16 protein-coding genes are annotated in these 14,920 nt (G+C 62.4%); 10 read left to right on the top strand and 6 right to left on the bottom strand.

Features of this window, described 5'->3' with window-relative positions; genetic code table 11:
- Nucleotide 1 precedes the first annotated feature (1 nt).
- Complete coding sequence (locus tag ACK3SC_RS15860; RefSeq protein WP_416841166.1) at nt 2-265, bottom strand: BolA family protein; 264 nt, start codon at nt 263-265, stop codon at nt 2-4.
- 127 nt (nt 266-392) lie between these two features.
- On the opposite strand from ACK3SC_RS15860, the gene ACK3SC_RS15855 reads away from it, so the two are divergent.
- Nucleotides 393-824 carry a hypothetical protein gene (locus ACK3SC_RS15855; RefSeq protein WP_416841244.1) on the top strand — a complete coding sequence of 144 codons (432 nt, stop codon included), beginning with the start codon at nt 393-395 and terminating at the stop codon, nt 822-824.
- A 99-nt stretch (nt 825-923) separates the two neighbouring features.
- On the opposite strand, the gene ACK3SC_RS15850 is transcribed toward ACK3SC_RS15855, so the two are convergent.
- Entirely contained in the window at nt 924-1,247 is a 324-nt protein-coding gene (locus ACK3SC_RS15850; protein WP_416841165.1) for a hypothetical protein, read from the bottom strand.
- Between the two features lie 196 nt (nt 1,248-1,443).
- On the opposite strand from ACK3SC_RS15850, the gene ACK3SC_RS15845 reads away from it, so the two are divergent.
- The 3 genes from ACK3SC_RS15845 (at nt 1,444) to ACK3SC_RS15835 (ending at nt 4,457) form a co-directional block, all read left to right on the top strand.
- The gene (locus tag ACK3SC_RS15845) at nt 1,444-2,481 is read left to right on the top strand and encodes a hypothetical protein (RefSeq protein ID WP_416841164.1); all 1,038 of its coding nucleotides are present in this window, start codon (nt 1,444-1,446) and stop codon (nt 2,479-2,481) included.
- Nucleotides 2,482-2,548: 67 nt separating this feature from the next.
- On the top strand, nt 2,549-3,469 hold the full coding sequence (locus ACK3SC_RS15840; protein WP_416841163.1) for a hypothetical protein: 921 nt from the start codon (nt 2,549-2,551) through the stop codon (nt 3,467-3,469).
- Nucleotides 3,470-3,542: 73 nt separating this feature from the next.
- Nucleotides 3,543-4,457 (top strand): A/G-specific adenine glycosylase, encoded by a 915-nt coding sequence (locus tag ACK3SC_RS15835; RefSeq protein ID WP_416841162.1) that lies wholly within the window; start codon nt 3,543-3,545, stop codon nt 4,455-4,457.
- 5 nt (nt 4,458-4,462) lie between these two features.
- On the opposite strand, the gene ACK3SC_RS15830 is transcribed toward ACK3SC_RS15835, so the two are convergent.
- Nucleotides 4,463-5,134, bottom strand: a complete 672-nt coding sequence (locus ACK3SC_RS15830) for an SdpI family protein (RefSeq protein WP_416841161.1) — start codon at nt 5,132-5,134, stop codon at nt 4,463-4,465.
- Between the two features lie 54 nt (nt 5,135-5,188).
- The gene (locus tag ACK3SC_RS15825) at nt 5,189-5,530 is read right to left on the bottom strand and encodes a DsrE family protein (protein WP_416841160.1); all 342 of its coding nucleotides are present in this window, start codon (nt 5,528-5,530) and stop codon (nt 5,189-5,191) included.
- A gap of 98 nt (nt 5,531-5,628) precedes the next feature.
- Between ACK3SC_RS15825 and ACK3SC_RS15820 the strand changes: the two genes are divergently transcribed.
- From ACK3SC_RS15820 to ACK3SC_RS15795, 6 genes are all read left to right on the top strand, one after another.
- A complete protein-coding gene (locus ACK3SC_RS15820; RefSeq protein WP_416841159.1) occupies nt 5,629-6,207 on the top strand; it encodes an NADPH-dependent FMN reductase in 579 nt (192 codons plus the stop codon).
- A 90-nt stretch (nt 6,208-6,297) separates the two neighbouring features.
- Nucleotides 6,298-6,885 (top strand): thymidine kinase, encoded by a 588-nt coding sequence (locus tag ACK3SC_RS15815; RefSeq protein WP_416841158.1) that lies wholly within the window; start codon nt 6,298-6,300, stop codon nt 6,883-6,885.
- A gap of 8 nt (nt 6,886-6,893) precedes the next feature.
- The gene (locus tag ACK3SC_RS15810) at nt 6,894-7,496 is read left to right on the top strand and encodes a YIP1 family protein (protein WP_416841157.1); all 603 of its coding nucleotides are present in this window, start codon (nt 6,894-6,896) and stop codon (nt 7,494-7,496) included.
- A gap of 101 nt (nt 7,497-7,597) precedes the next feature.
- Nucleotides 7,598-9,814, top strand: coding sequence for a DHH family phosphoesterase (locus ACK3SC_RS15805; RefSeq protein WP_416841156.1), 2,217 nt, complete (start codon nt 7,598-7,600; stop codon nt 9,812-9,814).
- A gap of 136 nt (nt 9,815-9,950) precedes the next feature.
- Complete coding sequence (locus ACK3SC_RS15800) at nt 9,951-11,597, top strand: tRNA uridine(34) 5-carboxymethylaminomethyl modification radical SAM/GNAT enzyme Elp3 (protein WP_416841155.1); 1,647 nt, start codon at nt 9,951-9,953, stop codon at nt 11,595-11,597.
- A gap of 117 nt (nt 11,598-11,714) precedes the next feature.
- Nucleotides 11,715-12,905: a mechanosensitive ion channel family protein gene (locus tag ACK3SC_RS15795; protein ID WP_416841154.1), complete on the top strand. Its 1,191-nt coding sequence runs from the start codon at nt 11,715-11,717 to the stop codon at nt 12,903-12,905.
- Nucleotides 12,906-12,943: 38 nt separating this feature from the next.
- Here ACK3SC_RS15795 and ACK3SC_RS15790 read toward each other — a convergent pair whose 3' ends face one another.
- Entirely contained in the window at nt 12,944-13,387 is a 444-nt protein-coding gene (locus tag ACK3SC_RS15790) for a GNAT family N-acetyltransferase (protein ID WP_416841153.1), read from the bottom strand.
- 168 nt (nt 13,388-13,555) lie between these two features.
- Nucleotides 13,556-14,905, bottom strand: coding sequence for a hypothetical protein (locus tag ACK3SC_RS15785; protein WP_416841152.1), 1,350 nt, complete (start codon nt 14,903-14,905; stop codon nt 13,556-13,558).
- Between the last annotated feature and the right edge of the window lie 15 nt (nt 14,906-14,920).

Here is a 14,920-nt window from a genome sequence, read left to right as displayed (position 1 = left end):
GCTACTTTTCGAGCGCTTCGTACTCCGCTGGCGTGTAGGTCTTGAGCTCCATCGCGTGGATATCCGTCGTCATGTGGTCTCCGAGCGCGTCGTAGACGAGTTGGTGCTGCTGAACGAGCGACTTCCCTTCGAAAGCGGGTGAGATGACCAGCGCTGCGTAGTGGTCGTCTTCGTGGTTCTCGTCGTACGAACGGGGACGAGAGACAGTCGCGTCGGCGTCTTCGATGTTCGACTCGATGAGTTCCTCGATGTCTGCGAGTTCCATGTCTCTATTCGGGGTGTGCGACGGGAAAAATCGTCCGGGACCGATGGCAAGGGACGGCCGTTGTCGGACCCGGCCGTCTCGCGGGACGCACGGAGATTTATATCCGATGGCGACCCCACCCCGACCTGTGACAGACGGGACGCCACCCACTTCGGCGGTCATCGACGAGGCTGAGCGAGTGCTCCGCGAGGACCACGAACGACTCTTGACCGTCGTCGGGCAGTGTGCAGACGCCGTCGCCGCCGAGTGGGACGGCGACTCCGTTACGGACCGTGACCGAGTCGTCCCGCCGTTCGCCCACGCTCTCGACGGGTCGGGAGCGCTTTCGAGCCTCCCGCGTGCGCTCGCCGACGCGGTGACTGCAACTGGGTGGCCGATGGCGGCACCGCCAGTGGCCGCCCCGCCGTACGTCGTCGTGACTGCTGAGGGCGTCGTCCTGCGGGCGACAATCGGAGACCAACGACTGGTCATACTCCTGCGGACGTTCGAGGTGGTCGCGGACGACCCCACTCGCTACGTCAGAACTGGAGACGTGGCGGTCGAAATCGAGATACGCTGAGGCGGCCGTTCCGGTCGGCGCTCATGGCCGGTCGCGACGAGCGACGCTAACGGTCGGTCACGACGAGCGGTGCTCATGGTCGGCCGTTCCGGGCGGCGCTCACATCTGGTAGCGCCGAACGTCGTCTCGCGGCGGTGCCTGCGCCTGCCCGGTCATCTCGTCGTAGGTCATGCCGGCGAGATACTCGTCGTAGGTGACGTCGTAGCCCTGCCGGAAGTGGAAGTCGAGTTTCCCCCGGTCGAGTTCCGACTGAAAGAGCGCGTGGATTCCACGTCGGACGAGTTCGCTCACGTCGTCGGTGTCGTAGAGTGCGACGAGCATCGCGAGTTCGTGGCGTGTCTCGCGGTCGAGTGAGACCTCGAGGTCGGAGCCGAGGTCGCTGTACGCGGCTTGCACGTCGTCTGAGAGTTCGTCGAGTGTCATCGCCCGGCGATGGGTTCGTCAGGGGGATACGCGTTTCGACCGAGCGTGGACTGGTCGGTTCATCGGGGGCGCCTCACGACGAGTTCGGAGCCGAATTTGGTAGAGAGTCGATAGAGAGTGCGTACCGATTCTGTCTGAACTGCGGTCAGAACTGAAAAAATCGCTATCCGTCGTGGCGGACTCTTCTCTCTCGACGATGTCACAACACACGACGCGACGACGGTTCCTCGTCGCCGCAGGATTGGCTGGAACGACGCTTCTCGCAGGTTGTACGGGAACGACCGGCAGCGGTGCCGACACGACGACGACCGAAGAGATGGCTGACGACGGGATGACCGACGAGGAGATGACGGATGGTGAGATGACCGACGAAGAGATGATGGATGACTCCACGCCGGCCGACCCGATGTCTGCACCGAGAGCAGAGATCGACCGGTTCAGCGACGCGGCAGGGACGCTGATGGTTCGGACCGACGAAAACGGGCTCCCTGAACCTGACGAAGCGGTCGACTTCGACCAGGGCCCGTTCATCACGCAGGGCCTCGGCCCAGACGGCGAAATCGTCCGCTACTACAACTTCGACGTTCAGTCCACGACGCCGGCACCAATCTACGCGCTCTTCCGCGAGGGCGAAGACACCCCGGTCGAGGGACAACTCAACGTCATCGACGTGATTCCGGGCGACGACGGCTACAACGACTTCTGGCACGTCCACAAGGTGACCGTCCCCGAAGATTACGAGGCGAACACCGTGTCGAGTCTGGCTGATATCGGCTCGGCAGGCTACGAGATGGAACCGACCGACATCCTCGTGAACTGCCCAGTCGTTCCGGATGGCTCGACTGCCACGATGCGCTACGGCGACGAAGACGCTGGCCTCGTCGAAGGCTGGTACCAGGGCAAAGTCGTGTCCTACTTCCAGTTCACCGAGGCATCGCTCACGCTGAGTGGCGGAAACGTCCCGCTGTCGCCCATTTACGTCGCGTTCAACGTGAACCCCGGCGAGGACGGCGGTGGACCGGCCTCCGGATTCATGACCGAAGAGGGCAGCGACCAGACCCACAACGTCGTCGCCACGGTGCCGGGCGACACGGGATACTCACCACTGTGGTTCGTGAGTATCTACGACAACGCCGAATTCGACAGTGTCTCTGACCTCGACTCGGCGACCAGCGCAGAGATACTCGCCTCGGGTGCAGCGACGGTCAACTGCCCAGTCGTCTCGGTGATGTAAGGGCACGTTCGTCCACCATCCTAACACCCACAGAAGACATATATGGGCGATGTAGGTAGAACATGATATGCCCCCGACACTCTCTCGCCGGGCCCTCCTTGGTAGTGTCGCTGCCGGTTCCTCCGTGCTGGCAGGGTGTTCCGCAGTACCCTCCTTCGGCGGCTGTCCGTCGAGTTACACCCTCTCCGTGAGGGAACTCACAGACGCCGAACTAGCCGATTTTGCGACCGAAGAACCCTCCTTCCAGTACGAAGAGACGGCAAACCAACTCATTTCGACTGCCGCCAGCGAAGGTGCGGCCACGTATACGACGTATCACAGTCCACCAGTACGGGAGGGAATCTACATCGAACACGAAGGGACGTACTACCGCGTCGAACGCGAGCAGACGGCGACGCGAGAACGCACCGCCCACGTGGTCAGCATCGAGTACGACCGAGAGACGACGCCGTCCGACGACGCGACTGTCTTCTCGCTCGACGACCTTCCCGAGGCCGACCAGGAGGCGTTTCTCAGTGCGTACCCGGAGAAACTGAAGCGGGGTGGCGACCCACGTGGGTTCTCGGTTGGTGGCTACGAGTACGTCTACCCTGACGGCACAGACTCGCGATTGCGAGACGCCGGAACGGTCTGGATTCAGTACGACGGGCGACCACTCGAAGTGACCGTCGGCGGAACCGAGACTGTCGAGGAAGTGACGTACAGATACACGCTCGAAACGATAGCCGACGACCAGGCGGCGTTCGTCTCGTTCGTCCGAGAACAGTTCGTCGTCTCGCTCGACGGTCTCTCAGCGGCCGAGCGAGACGTGTTCGAACGCGCCATCGACGAAGCGGTCCACGAGTGCGAACCGCTTTCGGAGGGATTCGGTGACCTCAAAGACCGATTGGAAGCGGTCCCCGAGGACGAGCGACTCAGCGATATGGAGTGGCCCGTGTCGTACGACGGCGACACCTACGAGGTGAGTTTCTCGCACGCCGTCGTATAACGCCCGGCCAGATTTTCCACGATTCCCGTCCATCATCGCCACGGCTAAACGCGCCCCGTCCCAAACCCGGGCGATGAGCGACGCGGAGTCTGTCCTTCCCTCTGACCTCGACCGCAACGCTGTCCAGACGGCGCTGGTCGAGTGGTACGAAGCGGACCACCGAGACTTCCCGTGGCGGCGTACCGACGATGCCTACGAGATTCTCGTCTCGGAAGTGATGAGCCAGCAGACGCAACTCGGGCGAGTCGTCGAAGCGTGGGAAGCGTTCCTCGAGGAGTGGCCCACTGTCGCGGACCTCGCAGACGCCGACAGAGCCGACGTGGTGGCTTTCTGGACGAGCCACAGTCTCGGCTACAATAACCGGGCGAAGTACCTCCACGAGGCCGCACAACAGGTCGTGGAGGACCACGACGGCGAGTATCCACAGACTCCAGACGGCCTCTCGGAACTCATGGGCGTCGGCCCGTACACCGCGAACGCAGTCGCCTCCTTCGCGTTCAACAACGGCGACGCAGTCGTCGATACCAACGTCAAACGCGTCCTCCACCGGGCGTTCGCCGTCCCCGACGACGACGCGGCGTTCGAGTCGGCGGCGTCGGAACTCATGCCCGACAGCCAGTCGAGAGTCTGGAACAACGCCATCATGGAACTGGGTGGCGTCGCCTGCGGGAAGACACCGACCTGTGACGAGTCTGGCTGTCCGTGGCGACAGTTCTGTCACGCTTACGAGACGGGCGATTTCACAGCTCCCGACGTGCCGACACAGCCGAAATTCGAAGGGAGCAGGCGGCAGATGCGCGGGCGCGTGGTTCGGGTTCTCGGCGAGTACGACGAGTTATCGCTCGACGAGTTGGGACCGCGAGTCCGCGTCGATTACGGCGGCGAAAACGGCGAGGAGTGGCTTCGTGGGTTGCTCTCAGACTTGGCGGACGACGGGTTGGTCGAGTTCGACGAACAGGGTGACGAGACCATCGCCCGCCTCCAGTAGTCGCGTTAAACCTGCGTTTCAGAGCCCGAGTCCCCGTTTCGACCGATTTGCTCGTACAGGTAGTACGAGTACGCGATGGTCGTGACGGCCGTCACGAGTGCAGGGACGACGAGGAAGTAGAGTGCGTAGTCACCGAACGCGAGACCGACCAGTGTCAGCACTGCGGTGGCCTTGAAGAGTTTCCCGCCGAGCGCATGGGTTTTGGTCCAGACCGTCTCGTCACTCAGCGTCCACGGAGTGCGGATACCGACGAACCAGTTGGGTTCGGCGTGGCTGACGAGGACACCACTGTAATAGAATAACCCGGCGGCGGCGACGAGAACGAGCACCGTGAAGTCGAACTCGTAGCCGAGGTTGAACGCGATGATTCCGGTGTGGAGAGCGAACATGTACGCAGCGAAGATGACGACGAACCAGTCGTAATAGGGACGAAACGCGGCGATGTTCTCGCGCAGTGGGTCGATTCGAGGGATGAGCGCGAACACGACGAGGAGACCTGCCGTCAGCGCGGGAAAGAGCCAAAGTGCGAGTCCCGTCGGGAGCGTCCCGTTGGGCGTGCCACTCGCGTCCCAGTTGGAGACGAGTTGGGCAGGGAGGTCTGGTGCGGCGACGGCGCTCACGACGACCGAGAGAAGCACGAATATCCACGCCAATCCAAACCGCTGTCGGCTATTCATACCGATACTTCGAGCTATCGACCAATAAATTGGAACGTCCGCCTCAGCGGCCACTCACGGCACTTTCACGTACGCGTCACCCGCTGCCTGTCGCTTCACAACTTCCCGGACGCCCGACGGGACGAGTTCGATGCCATCGACGAGTTCGTCGGCGTCGATATCGCGGGCAGTGATGGAGTTCCGGCAGACTCGACAGTGGACACCCGCTTCGACGAGGGATTCGACGTTATCGGCGAGCGGTGAGTCGGCAGTAAAGAAGTAGACCGAATCACCGTTCGCGAGGAGCGTCACCGACGCGGGATCGGTCGTTCCGCCTCCGAGGAAATTATTGACGTTGTTCGTTGCATGACGCACTTCTCCGACTGCACCACTGGAGACGTGAAAGACGACGTTCATACACCAGATTGGTCGGCGAGAGTCGTGTCAGTTGCGCCCGTGCGACACTCGTACCGTCGGCCGACGCCGTTTTTACCCCCGACCCGATGAGAGTCCACATGGACCAGACACACGTGGTCGCTATCACCGGCAGTCTCCGCGACCACAGTTTCACGCGGTTGGCGCTCCAGTACGCCCTCGATGGCGCGGCGGCCGCCGGCGCGACGACCGAACTCATCGACCTACGCGAGTTCGACCTCCCGCTGCTGGACGCCGATTACGACGAACAGGGCGATTCGGCCGAACTCATCAGCAGAGTCGACAACGCAGACGCCGTCATCCTCGGCACGCCCGTGTACCACGGGTCGTACTCGGGCGTCCTCAAGAACGCACTCGACTACTGTGGATTCGACGAATTCAGCCACAAGACGGTCGGTCTCCTCGCCGTCGCTGGCGGGTCGTTCCCCGTGACGGCGCTCGACCATCTCCGGTCTGTCTGTCGGTCGCTGAACGCCTGGGTGCTTCCGCACCAGGCCGCGATTCCGCGTGTCTCGTCGCAGTTCGACGGCGAAGAACTCACAGACGACGACCTGCGGAAGCGAATCGAGCGTCTCGGACGCGACGCCGTCCAGTACGCCAACATCGAACCCGAACCATCGACGTTCGAGAGCGACGAGAACGTCGGTGCCGACGACTGAAATCGTTCACTCACGACTGACTGTCATCCATCCGTGATGGTCGCGGAAAATGAACAATCGTTTTGACCCTCCTCGTCTCCCTTGTGAGATATGCACGCCATCACGCAGAGCGGATGGGTCGAGGTCATCTCTGGGTCAATGTTCTCGGGGAAGACAGAAGAGCTACTTCGACGCCTCCGCCGGGCGGAAATCGCCGGACAGGAGATTGCTGTCTTCAAACCCGCACTCGACGACCGATACGGTGAGACGACGGTTGGGTCGCACGCGGGGCGCTCGTGGGAAGCGAGCATCGTCCCGTCAGAGGGCGAGGGCATCTGGCAAATCGTCGATGAACTCAACGGTGAGGACGTCGTCGCCATCGACGAAGCGAACTTCTTCTCTACCGAGTTGGTCGACGTGTGCGAGCAACTGGCAGCAGACGGCAAGCGCGTCGTCGTCTCGGGCACCGACCAGACGTTCCGTGCCGAACCGTTCGAACCCCTTCCGCAACTGATGGCGCTCGCCGAGTACGTCGACAAACTGCAGGCTATCTGTACTATCTGCGGCGAACCGGCGTCGCGGAACCAGCGCCTCATCGACGGTGAACCCGCGCACGTCGACGACCCGACGATTCTCGTCGGTGCCGAAGAGTCCTACGAGGCCCGATGCCGGAACTGTCATACACTCCGGCGTGACTAGAGGCTAGCGTGACTACTTGGGTCGAATCCCCACGAGAGGGCCGTGACCGGGGCCTCACCGGCATCTTCCGCGCGTGGGTCGCCGTCCTCGTTCGCCCCCGTCAGTTCTTCCGCGACGGTGTCGCCCCCGGCGACCAGGCACCGGGGCTCCTGTTCGCTATCGCTGTCGCGCTCGTCTATCAGGGCTCCCAGTACGCGTTCGTTCCTGCGACGATTCCCGCCATCGAAGGTGGTCCCGTCGTCTCTGCGGTGGTCGCGCTCCTCGTCATCGCGCTGTTCGTCGCGCCAGCGTTGCTCCATCTGACGGCCGCGATTCAGACGGCGCTCCTCATCCCGCTTCTCTCGCGTCGGGCCGGTGTGAGTGAGACGGTGCAGGTCATCGCTTACGCGGTCGCACCGTGTGCCCTCGCCAGCGTTCCGATACCGGGTCTCCGACTGGTCTGTGTGCTATATGGTGCCACACTACTCACTATCGGTATCAGCGAAGTTCATCAGACGTCGCTCGCCAAAGCAGCACTCGCCACTGCCGTGCCGATTGGCATCGTCTTTGGCTACGCCTTCGGCGGGTTTCGGGCGATTTCGAACGTCGCTGCGATGCTCTCGTTGGCGTAGATTTTCCCGTCACCGAGCACAGAATTTCGGTCGTACGCGTGTGTTTCTAGGCTGAGCGCTTTTCGACAATCGTTTTAGTTAGGGGTTGTTTGCTAAATCCAATGGATTGGATTACGCACGAGGAGGACGTCTGGTTCGAGTTCCGGGGCAATAGTCCCCACCAGCTCGTTCCCGGCCGTTTCTACAAAGGCACCGTCGACGGGTACGCCGACTTCGGTGTCTTCGTCGACCTCGCACCCAACGTCACTGGATTGCTCCACCGAAGCGAACTCGACCGCCGTCTCGAATCCCTCGAATGGGAACCCGGCGACGACGTGTTCGTTCAGGTCAAGAACGTTCGCGACAACGGTAACGTCGACCTCGGATGGTCGATTCGAGAGTCGGAATCGGAGTTCCGTGGTGCACGCATCCACGACCCCGACGGCGACCACGACGGCGAACCGATCGAGAAAGACCGTGGCCGTGGCCGTGGTGGGTCGACTGTCATCAAGACCAAGCCAGTCGCGGGCAAGAAGACGAAACCTGTCGGTGCAGCCACGGAATCCGCCGAGACGGAATCCGAGTCTGAGCAGGAATCAGAACAGGCTGCCGAACCCGAACAGGCTGCCGAACCCGAACAGGCCGCCGAACCCGAACAGGCCGCCGAACCCGAACAGACGACTGCGGCCGACGAGTCTGCCGAGGGTCGAGCCCCGACCGCCAAAGACGTCGTCGACGACCTCGACACGTCCGCATCCGTCGAAGCCGAATCCGAGTTCGTCGAAGCAGAACCCGTCGAGGAAGAGTCTGTCGAGGAAGAAGCCGAAGAGGCCGTCGAACTCGAACGCGTCGCCATCGACGACATCGAGAACCACGTCGGTAACTTCGTTCGCGTCGAAGGTGAAATCGTGAGTGTCCGCCAGACCGGCGGCCCGACCGTGTTCGAACTCCGCGACGAGACCGGTGTCGCCGACTGTGCCGCCTTCGTCGAAGCGGGCGTCCGCGCCTACCCCGGCGTCGAAGTGGGCGACTTCGTCCGCATCGACGGCGAAGTCGAACGCCGCCGTGGCGAACTCCAGATCGAGACGGAAGAGCTGACGATTCTCGAGGACGACGAGGCCGAGACGGTCTCGCAGCGTCTCGCAGACGCCCTCTCCGACGAGGCACGTCCCGACGCTATCGCACCGCTCGTCGAGCACGAACCGGTCGCCTCCGTCGGCAAGTCGCTGCTCGACGCCGCCGAGGCAATCCGCCGTGCTGTCCTCGAATCGCGCCCAATCGTCGTCCGTCACACGGCGACCGCAGACGGCTACGTCGCCGGTGCGGCCGTCGAACGTGCCGTGCTCCCGCTCATCCGCACGGAACACCCCCGGGACGACGCCGAGTACCACTACTTCACCCGCCGTCCACTCGAAGAGGCTGTCTACGGCATGGACGCCGCCACGAACGACGTGACGCGGATGCTCGAAGACCGCGACCGCCACGACGAGAAGCTCCCACTCGTGCTTCTCCTCGGTGCGGGTTCGACCGCCGAATCGCTCGACGGTCTCGGCCTGCTCGGTGTCTACGGCTCTGAGCGAGTCGTCGTCGACGCCGCGCCCGCAGACGACGAAGTCGCCGACGAAGTCGACGTGCTCGTCAACCCGGCCCGTGAAGGTGTCGACGCCAGCGACCTCTCGGTCGGGGCACTGGCCGCGACGCTCGCCGCCGCAATCAACGAGGACGTTCGCGACGACGTCTCGCACCTACCCGCCGTCAGCTACTGGGAGAACTGCCCACAGCAGTACCTCGACCTCGCCGCCGACCACGGCTTCGACGCCGACCTCGTCCGCGAACTCCGCGAAGCTATCGCACTGGAAGCCTACTACCAGTCCTATCAGGACAAGCGCGAACTCATCGCGGACCTCCTGTTCGATGCCGACGAGGCGCTCGCTGGCCACGTCTCCGAACAGTTCCGCATCAAACTCGAAGCTGAAATCGAGACGGCGCAGGCGAACCTCGAACGCCGTGAGATCGACGGTGTCTCCGTCGCAGTCCTCGACTCCGACGCCTTCAGTCACCGATTCGACTTCCCGCCGACTGAACTCCTCGTCGACGAACTCCACCGCCGCACCCGCGACGGTGACCAGTTCGTGACCGTCACGCTCGGTACCGACGAACTCTACCTGCGTTCGACGGGCGCACTCGACTTCCGCGCAGTCGTCGAGTCCGCCGCCGAAAAGGCACCTGTTGCCGGCCTCGCTGCCGCTGGCATTCGCGAAGGTCGTATCGAGTTCCTCTCGGGCGCACGCGACGAGGCACTCGAAGCAGTGCTCGCCGCCGCCGCAGAGCAGTTCTAAGCGACAATCCAGACTCCTCCTCGTTCGTTCTCGACGGAGGGCTGATTTCGAGACTCCCGAGCGACACGCTTATCCACGAAACGACCCGATTCGGGCCTATGAGCCGTCACCACGTCGCCACCCGGGAGGTGAGTCCGTGAGCGCCGAATCTGAATCCGAGGCGTTCGAGCGGACCTGCGAAGCGCTCGTCGAGCGCATCCTCGCGGGCGAAGTCGACCGCGACGACCTCGAATCAGCCAAACTCGACGCATGTTCCGAGCACTCCTCACCGAAGGTACCGAAGAACACCGAGATTCTTCAGCACGCGCCGAAAGACCGCCGCGAAGAGGTCAAAGAAGTCGTTCGGCGCAAGCCCGTCCGAACAGCGTCTGGTGTCTCACCGGTCGCCATCATGACTTCGCCGCACATGTGCCCGCACGGGAAGTGTCTCTACTGTCCCGGCGGCCCGGCGAGTGAGTTCTCGTCGTCGCAGTCGTACACTGGGCACGAACCTGCTGCCGCGCGAGGCGTCCAGAACGACTACGACCCCTACGGACAGGTGACGCTCCGCCTCGAACAACTCCGACACATCGGCCACCCGGTCGACAAGGTCGAACTCATCTTGATGGGCGGGACGATGACCGCTCGAAGCCACGACTATCAGGAGTGGTTCGTCAAGCGAGCGCTCGAAGCGATGAACGACTACGACCTCTCGAAGGAACCCGCACCCAAAGAGAACCAGTCGTTCAAACCCGACCCCGAGGATGTCGAGTTCAAATACATCGAAGACGTCATCGCGGAGAACGAGACGAACGACATCCGCAACATCGGGACGACGTTCGAGACCAAACCCGACTGGTGCGACCCCGAACAGATAGACCGGATGCTCGACCTCGGTGCGACGAAAGTCGAAGTCGGCGTCCAGACGACCTACGAGCGCATCAACCGCGAGATGCACCGTGGCCACGGCGTGCAGGCGTCTATCGACGCGAACCGTCGCCTCCGCGACTCGGCGTTCAAAGTCGGCTTCCACATGATGCCGGGCCAACCGGGAATGACGCGCGAGATGTGTCTGGAGGACTTCCGCCAACTGTTCGACAACAGCGACTGGCGGCCGGACTATCTCAAAATCTACCCGACGCTCATCGTCCGCGACACCATCACCTACGACATGTGGCGTCGCGGCGAGTACGAACCGCTGAACAACGAGGAAGCGGCCGATATCGTCGCCGAAGTCATGGGTATGATTCCGAAGTACACGCGCCTCCAGCGTGTCCAGCGCGACATCCCGGCGGACTTCATCGACGCCGGCGTCTGGAAGTCGAACCTCCGCCAACTCGCCGAGCAGCGTGCCGAAGAGAAGGGAATCGTCCCCCGCGATATCCGCGCCCGCGAAGTCGGGATGAACGAGGCCAACCCGGAGATGGACCGCGTCGAACTCGACGTGATGACCTACGAAGTCGCCGGCGGCACGGAACACTTCATCTCGTTCGAAGACCCGGTCGAGGACCTGCTCATCGGGTTCTGCCGGCTTCGGTTCCCCGGCAACCCGGTGCGCCGCGAACTCCAGAACGCCGCGCTCGTCCGCGAACTGCACGTCTACGGGTCGGAGGTCGGAATCGGCGACCACGGAGACTGGCAGCACAAAGGCTTCGGCCGCAAACTGCTCGCCCACGCCGAAGAACTCTCTCGTGACGCCGGATTCGACAAGATTTCCGTCATCTCGGGTATCGGCGTTCGGCAGTACTACAAGGAGAAACTCGGCTACTATCAGGATGGCCCGTACGTGTCGAAGCGGTTGTAGTCGACGCTGAACACTCGAAACTTCACTAATTCTCAGAATCGAGTATCGCTCCGTCACGTTTTTGTTGTCTCACCCGACTGACTGGTACGATGGCGAACATGGGGGGACACTAGGGCGATGCAGATATGGGTCGACGAAATTCGGTCGACGCTTGCACAGTTCGTTTCGACGGAAGAGCGAATTGGCATCTCGGCGGCGCTCGTAACGTTGGCACTGGGGGCCGCGCTGTTTCTCGCACCACGCCTGGTCTCGCGACTACGGAGAGAGTTCAACGACCGCGTCCTCGCACACCCGAAGGTTCCTGACGCCGTCTCTGACGTGGCATGGATGTTCCCTGCCACTGTCGTCGTGCGAACGCTTCAAGCCGGTATCTTCGTCGGTGTCGGTCTCTCGTTGCTGTTGCTGTGGGGATTCACCGGACTCGCCGACGACGTCGCCGCCATCCTCACGGTCGCGATTCCGAACCTCGCGAAAATCGGGCTGACGCTTACGCTCTTTGCAGGGGCTATCGCCGGGACCAACATCCTCGAAGAGCAGTTAGACAAGTACGCGAAGAGCTCCGACCACTTCAACGCCCACCAGCAGGGAATCGCCTTCCGCGTCCTGCAAGTCGTCGTCCTCTTGTCTGTCACGATGGCGACGCTGACCGTCTGGCAGTTCCAGATTGGTGGCCTCCTCGTCGGTGCCGGATTCCTCGGCATCGTCGTCGGTATGGCCGCCAGACAGACACTCGGATCTCTCATCGCCGGATTCGTCCTGATGTTCTCCCGGCCGTTCGAACTCGGTGACTGGGTGCAAATCGACGACGCAGAGGGCATCGTCACCGACATCACTATCATCAACACGCGCCTGAGCAACGCCGACGGTGAAGCCGTCGTCTTCCCGAACGACCGGGTGACGAACGCAAAGATTACGAACCGGACGAAGCGCAATCGCCTCCGACTCAGACTCGACGTTGGAATCGATTACGAAACCGAACTCGACCACGCCGAATCGGTCGCAAAAGAAGCGTTGACCGACCTCCAGTTCGTCGAGGAAGTTCCGGAACCACAGGTGATGCCGAAGGCGTTCGACGACTCGTCTATCGGCCTCCAACTCCTGTTTTGGATTACGAACCCATCGGCACCGAGACGAATGCGGGCAAAAGCCGAAGTACTCCGAAACGTCAAGTTGGCGTTCGACCGCGAAGGAATCAAAATCCCGTTCCCCCAGCGCGAACTCCTCGCCCGCGAAGAAGCAGACGGGTTCCAACTTCGGAACGAACGCCGGAGCCAACCCGTCAAAAAGTCGGTATCGAACGAAGACTGAAACGTCGGTTCCCCATTCTCTTCGTTTCTCGCTGTCTCTTACAGCGACTTTTCCATCGTGACGTGCGGAATTCCCGCTTCGTCGAACACGTCACTCGTCGTCTCGTAGTCGAGTCCGTGGTAGAACCCTTCAGCAGAGGTCTGACCGTGGAGGAGGAGTCGCTCGAATCCGCGGCGTTCTGCTTCTGCTTCCAGCGCGTCCATCAGTCGCTTGCCCCACCCCTCGCCACGAGCTGACTCGAGGACTGCGACGCGTTCGACTTTCCCAACGCCGGGTTCGTACTCACGGAGTCGCGCGGCACCGATTGCCTCGTCGTTTCGATAGCCGACGAAGTGAACGGCGTCCGCGTCGGGTTCGTCGTACTCGTCCCACTCGAGTTCCTCGTCGACACCCTGTTCGTCTACGAACACCGCCTTTCGGACTGCAAACGCGTCCTCGCGTTCCGCGTCGGTGGTGGCGACCCGGACTGCTGTCTCGGTCATGTACGGTGATTCTGCGGGCGACTACCTGACGGTTGCGGAGACGAACGTTTACGTAGCAATTAGTTAAACTGATTGCATGAAACCGTTCGACTGGGCTTTTGTCGGACGCGACGACGCACCGACCGGTCAGCATCTCGTCGTCGGGTTCGTTCTCGGGTTCGTGGGTCGTTACGTGGCCGTCTCGGTGGCCGAATCGGGTGGTCGGTAGTCACCCACTCTCCCGCCGAGTGCCCACCCAAGGCGGTAGACGAGCGCCCCCACCGCGAGCGTGAGGAGTGTCCATCCGACGAGTAACATCAACATGAACGCCGGCCCGAACCCGCCGATGGGGAGCGTCGGAATCGTGAAGACGACGGGTGCGGCGAGGATGGCTACTGCAAACGCTCGAGACTCGATTCCGTTTCGGGCAGCGTACCCGAACGGCAAGAAGAGTGCGACGGTCGCACCGAGCGAGAGTGCACTCGGAATGGCCCACAGCTGGGACGTGTTCGTGACGAGCGAGACGCCCGAGGCCACTGCCACGGGTGGGAAGACCGCCGCAGCGACGACACGCCAGAACGTCAGCACGCTCGGACGACGTGCAGCGACGACACCGAGTGCGAGGAACTGGACACCGAGTGTCCACGCAATCGCACTCATGCCGCCGGAGAACATCCCCAGTGCGACGAGAACGACCATCCACACGAGCCCGAGCCCGGCGACGACGACACCGAGCGACGTTGGGTCGGTTTCGCCGCCGTCGAACCGCTTCGTCCCGTACTGGATGGCGAGGACGCCGAGTCCCATCAGGAGCGTGGGAAGCAACGCGGCACCGAGGAGGTCCGGAATCAGGTACGACGATGAGTCGGCGGCGATACTCACATCAGCAGCAATCTGCGTCGAGATGCTGTGGTCCGGGGCGAACGCGAGGTACGTCTCGTCGTCGATGTACAGGTTGTCTTCCGGTCCGCCGACCCACGTCACTGCCTTCTCGAAGCCAGTATGCAGTCTCGGCGGGTCGTTGACGAGCACGGTCCCGTCGGGACCCTGGATAGAGAATTCGTCGGCGTCGACGTAGACGGACCGCGTGTTGCCGTCGGCGTTGAAGTAGTCGATGAGCAGTACGTCGCCGTAGGCCTGTGTCGTCATCTCCGGAACGTCGAAGGTGACGATGACGGTTCGGTCGTCGATTCGACTGTCGAGGTTCTGTGGGTCGTCGACGAACACGCGATGGCTCTCGAGCGTCTGTCGAACCGTCCGCTCGAGTTGGTCGGGATTCTCGTGGAAGGTTACAGCAGACTGTTCGTCGACGGTGACGAGGGCGGTCCAGTGACCCGTTCCGTCGTCACCGACCGAGACGTGGAGATGGCTGGATTCGATAGAGAGGTCGATTCCGGCATCTCGTGCTGCACTCTCGAACGGGTCGCTACAGACTCCGCAGACTGACTCTGGTGGCGAACTGGCCGTTGTCGGCGCCATCACCGCTGGAAACACGATGGCGAAGACGAGGAGGAACACGAGGAGGGCGCGGTGTCTCATCTATTCGCGCCATCA

The organism is Haloferax sp. DFSO52, from assembly GCF_048158745.1.
Lineage (GTDB): Archaea > Halobacteriota > Halobacteria > Halobacteriales > Haloferacaceae > Haloferax.
The sequence above is the reverse complement of the archived record's forward strand: the minus strand, read 5'-3'. Positions and strand labels throughout refer to the sequence as shown.

Coding starts and splice junctions, on each gene's coding strand:
- ACK3SC_RS15860 (WP_416841166.1), bottom strand. CDS start 265: ATGGAACTCGCAGACATCGAGGAACTCATCGAGTCGAACATCGAAGAC.
- ACK3SC_RS15850 (WP_416841165.1), bottom strand. CDS start 1,247: ATGACACTCGACGAACTCTCAGACGACGTGCAAGCCGCGTACAGCGAC.
- ACK3SC_RS15845 (WP_416841164.1), top strand. CDS start 1,444: ATGTCACAACACACGACGCGACGACGGTTCCTCGTCGCCGCAGGATTG.
- ACK3SC_RS15840 (WP_416841163.1), top strand. CDS start 2,549: ATGCCCCCGACACTCTCTCGCCGGGCCCTCCTTGGTAGTGTCGCTGCC.
- ACK3SC_RS15835 (WP_416841162.1), top strand. CDS start 3,543: ATGAGCGACGCGGAGTCTGTCCTTCCCTCTGACCTCGACCGCAACGCT.
- ACK3SC_RS15830 (WP_416841161.1), bottom strand. CDS start 5,134: ATGAATAGCCGACAGCGGTTTGGATTGGCGTGGATATTCGTGCTTCTC.
- ACK3SC_RS15825 (WP_416841160.1), bottom strand. CDS start 5,530: ATGAACGTCGTCTTTCACGTCTCCAGTGGTGCAGTCGGAGAAGTGCGT.
- ACK3SC_RS15820 (WP_416841159.1), top strand. CDS start 5,629: ATGGACCAGACACACGTGGTCGCTATCACCGGCAGTCTCCGCGACCAC.
- ACK3SC_RS15815 (WP_416841158.1), top strand. CDS start 6,298: ATGCACGCCATCACGCAGAGCGGATGGGTCGAGGTCATCTCTGGGTCA.
- ACK3SC_RS15805 (WP_416841156.1), top strand. CDS start 7,598: ATGGATTGGATTACGCACGAGGAGGACGTCTGGTTCGAGTTCCGGGGC.
- ACK3SC_RS15795 (WP_416841154.1), top strand. CDS start 11,715: ATGCAGATATGGGTCGACGAAATTCGGTCGACGCTTGCACAGTTCGTT.
- ACK3SC_RS15790 (WP_416841153.1), bottom strand. CDS start 13,387: ATGACCGAGACAGCAGTCCGGGTCGCCACCACCGACGCGGAACGCGAG.
- ACK3SC_RS15785 (WP_416841152.1), bottom strand. CDS start 14,905: ATGAGACACCGCGCCCTCCTCGTGTTCCTCCTCGTCTTCGCCATCGTG.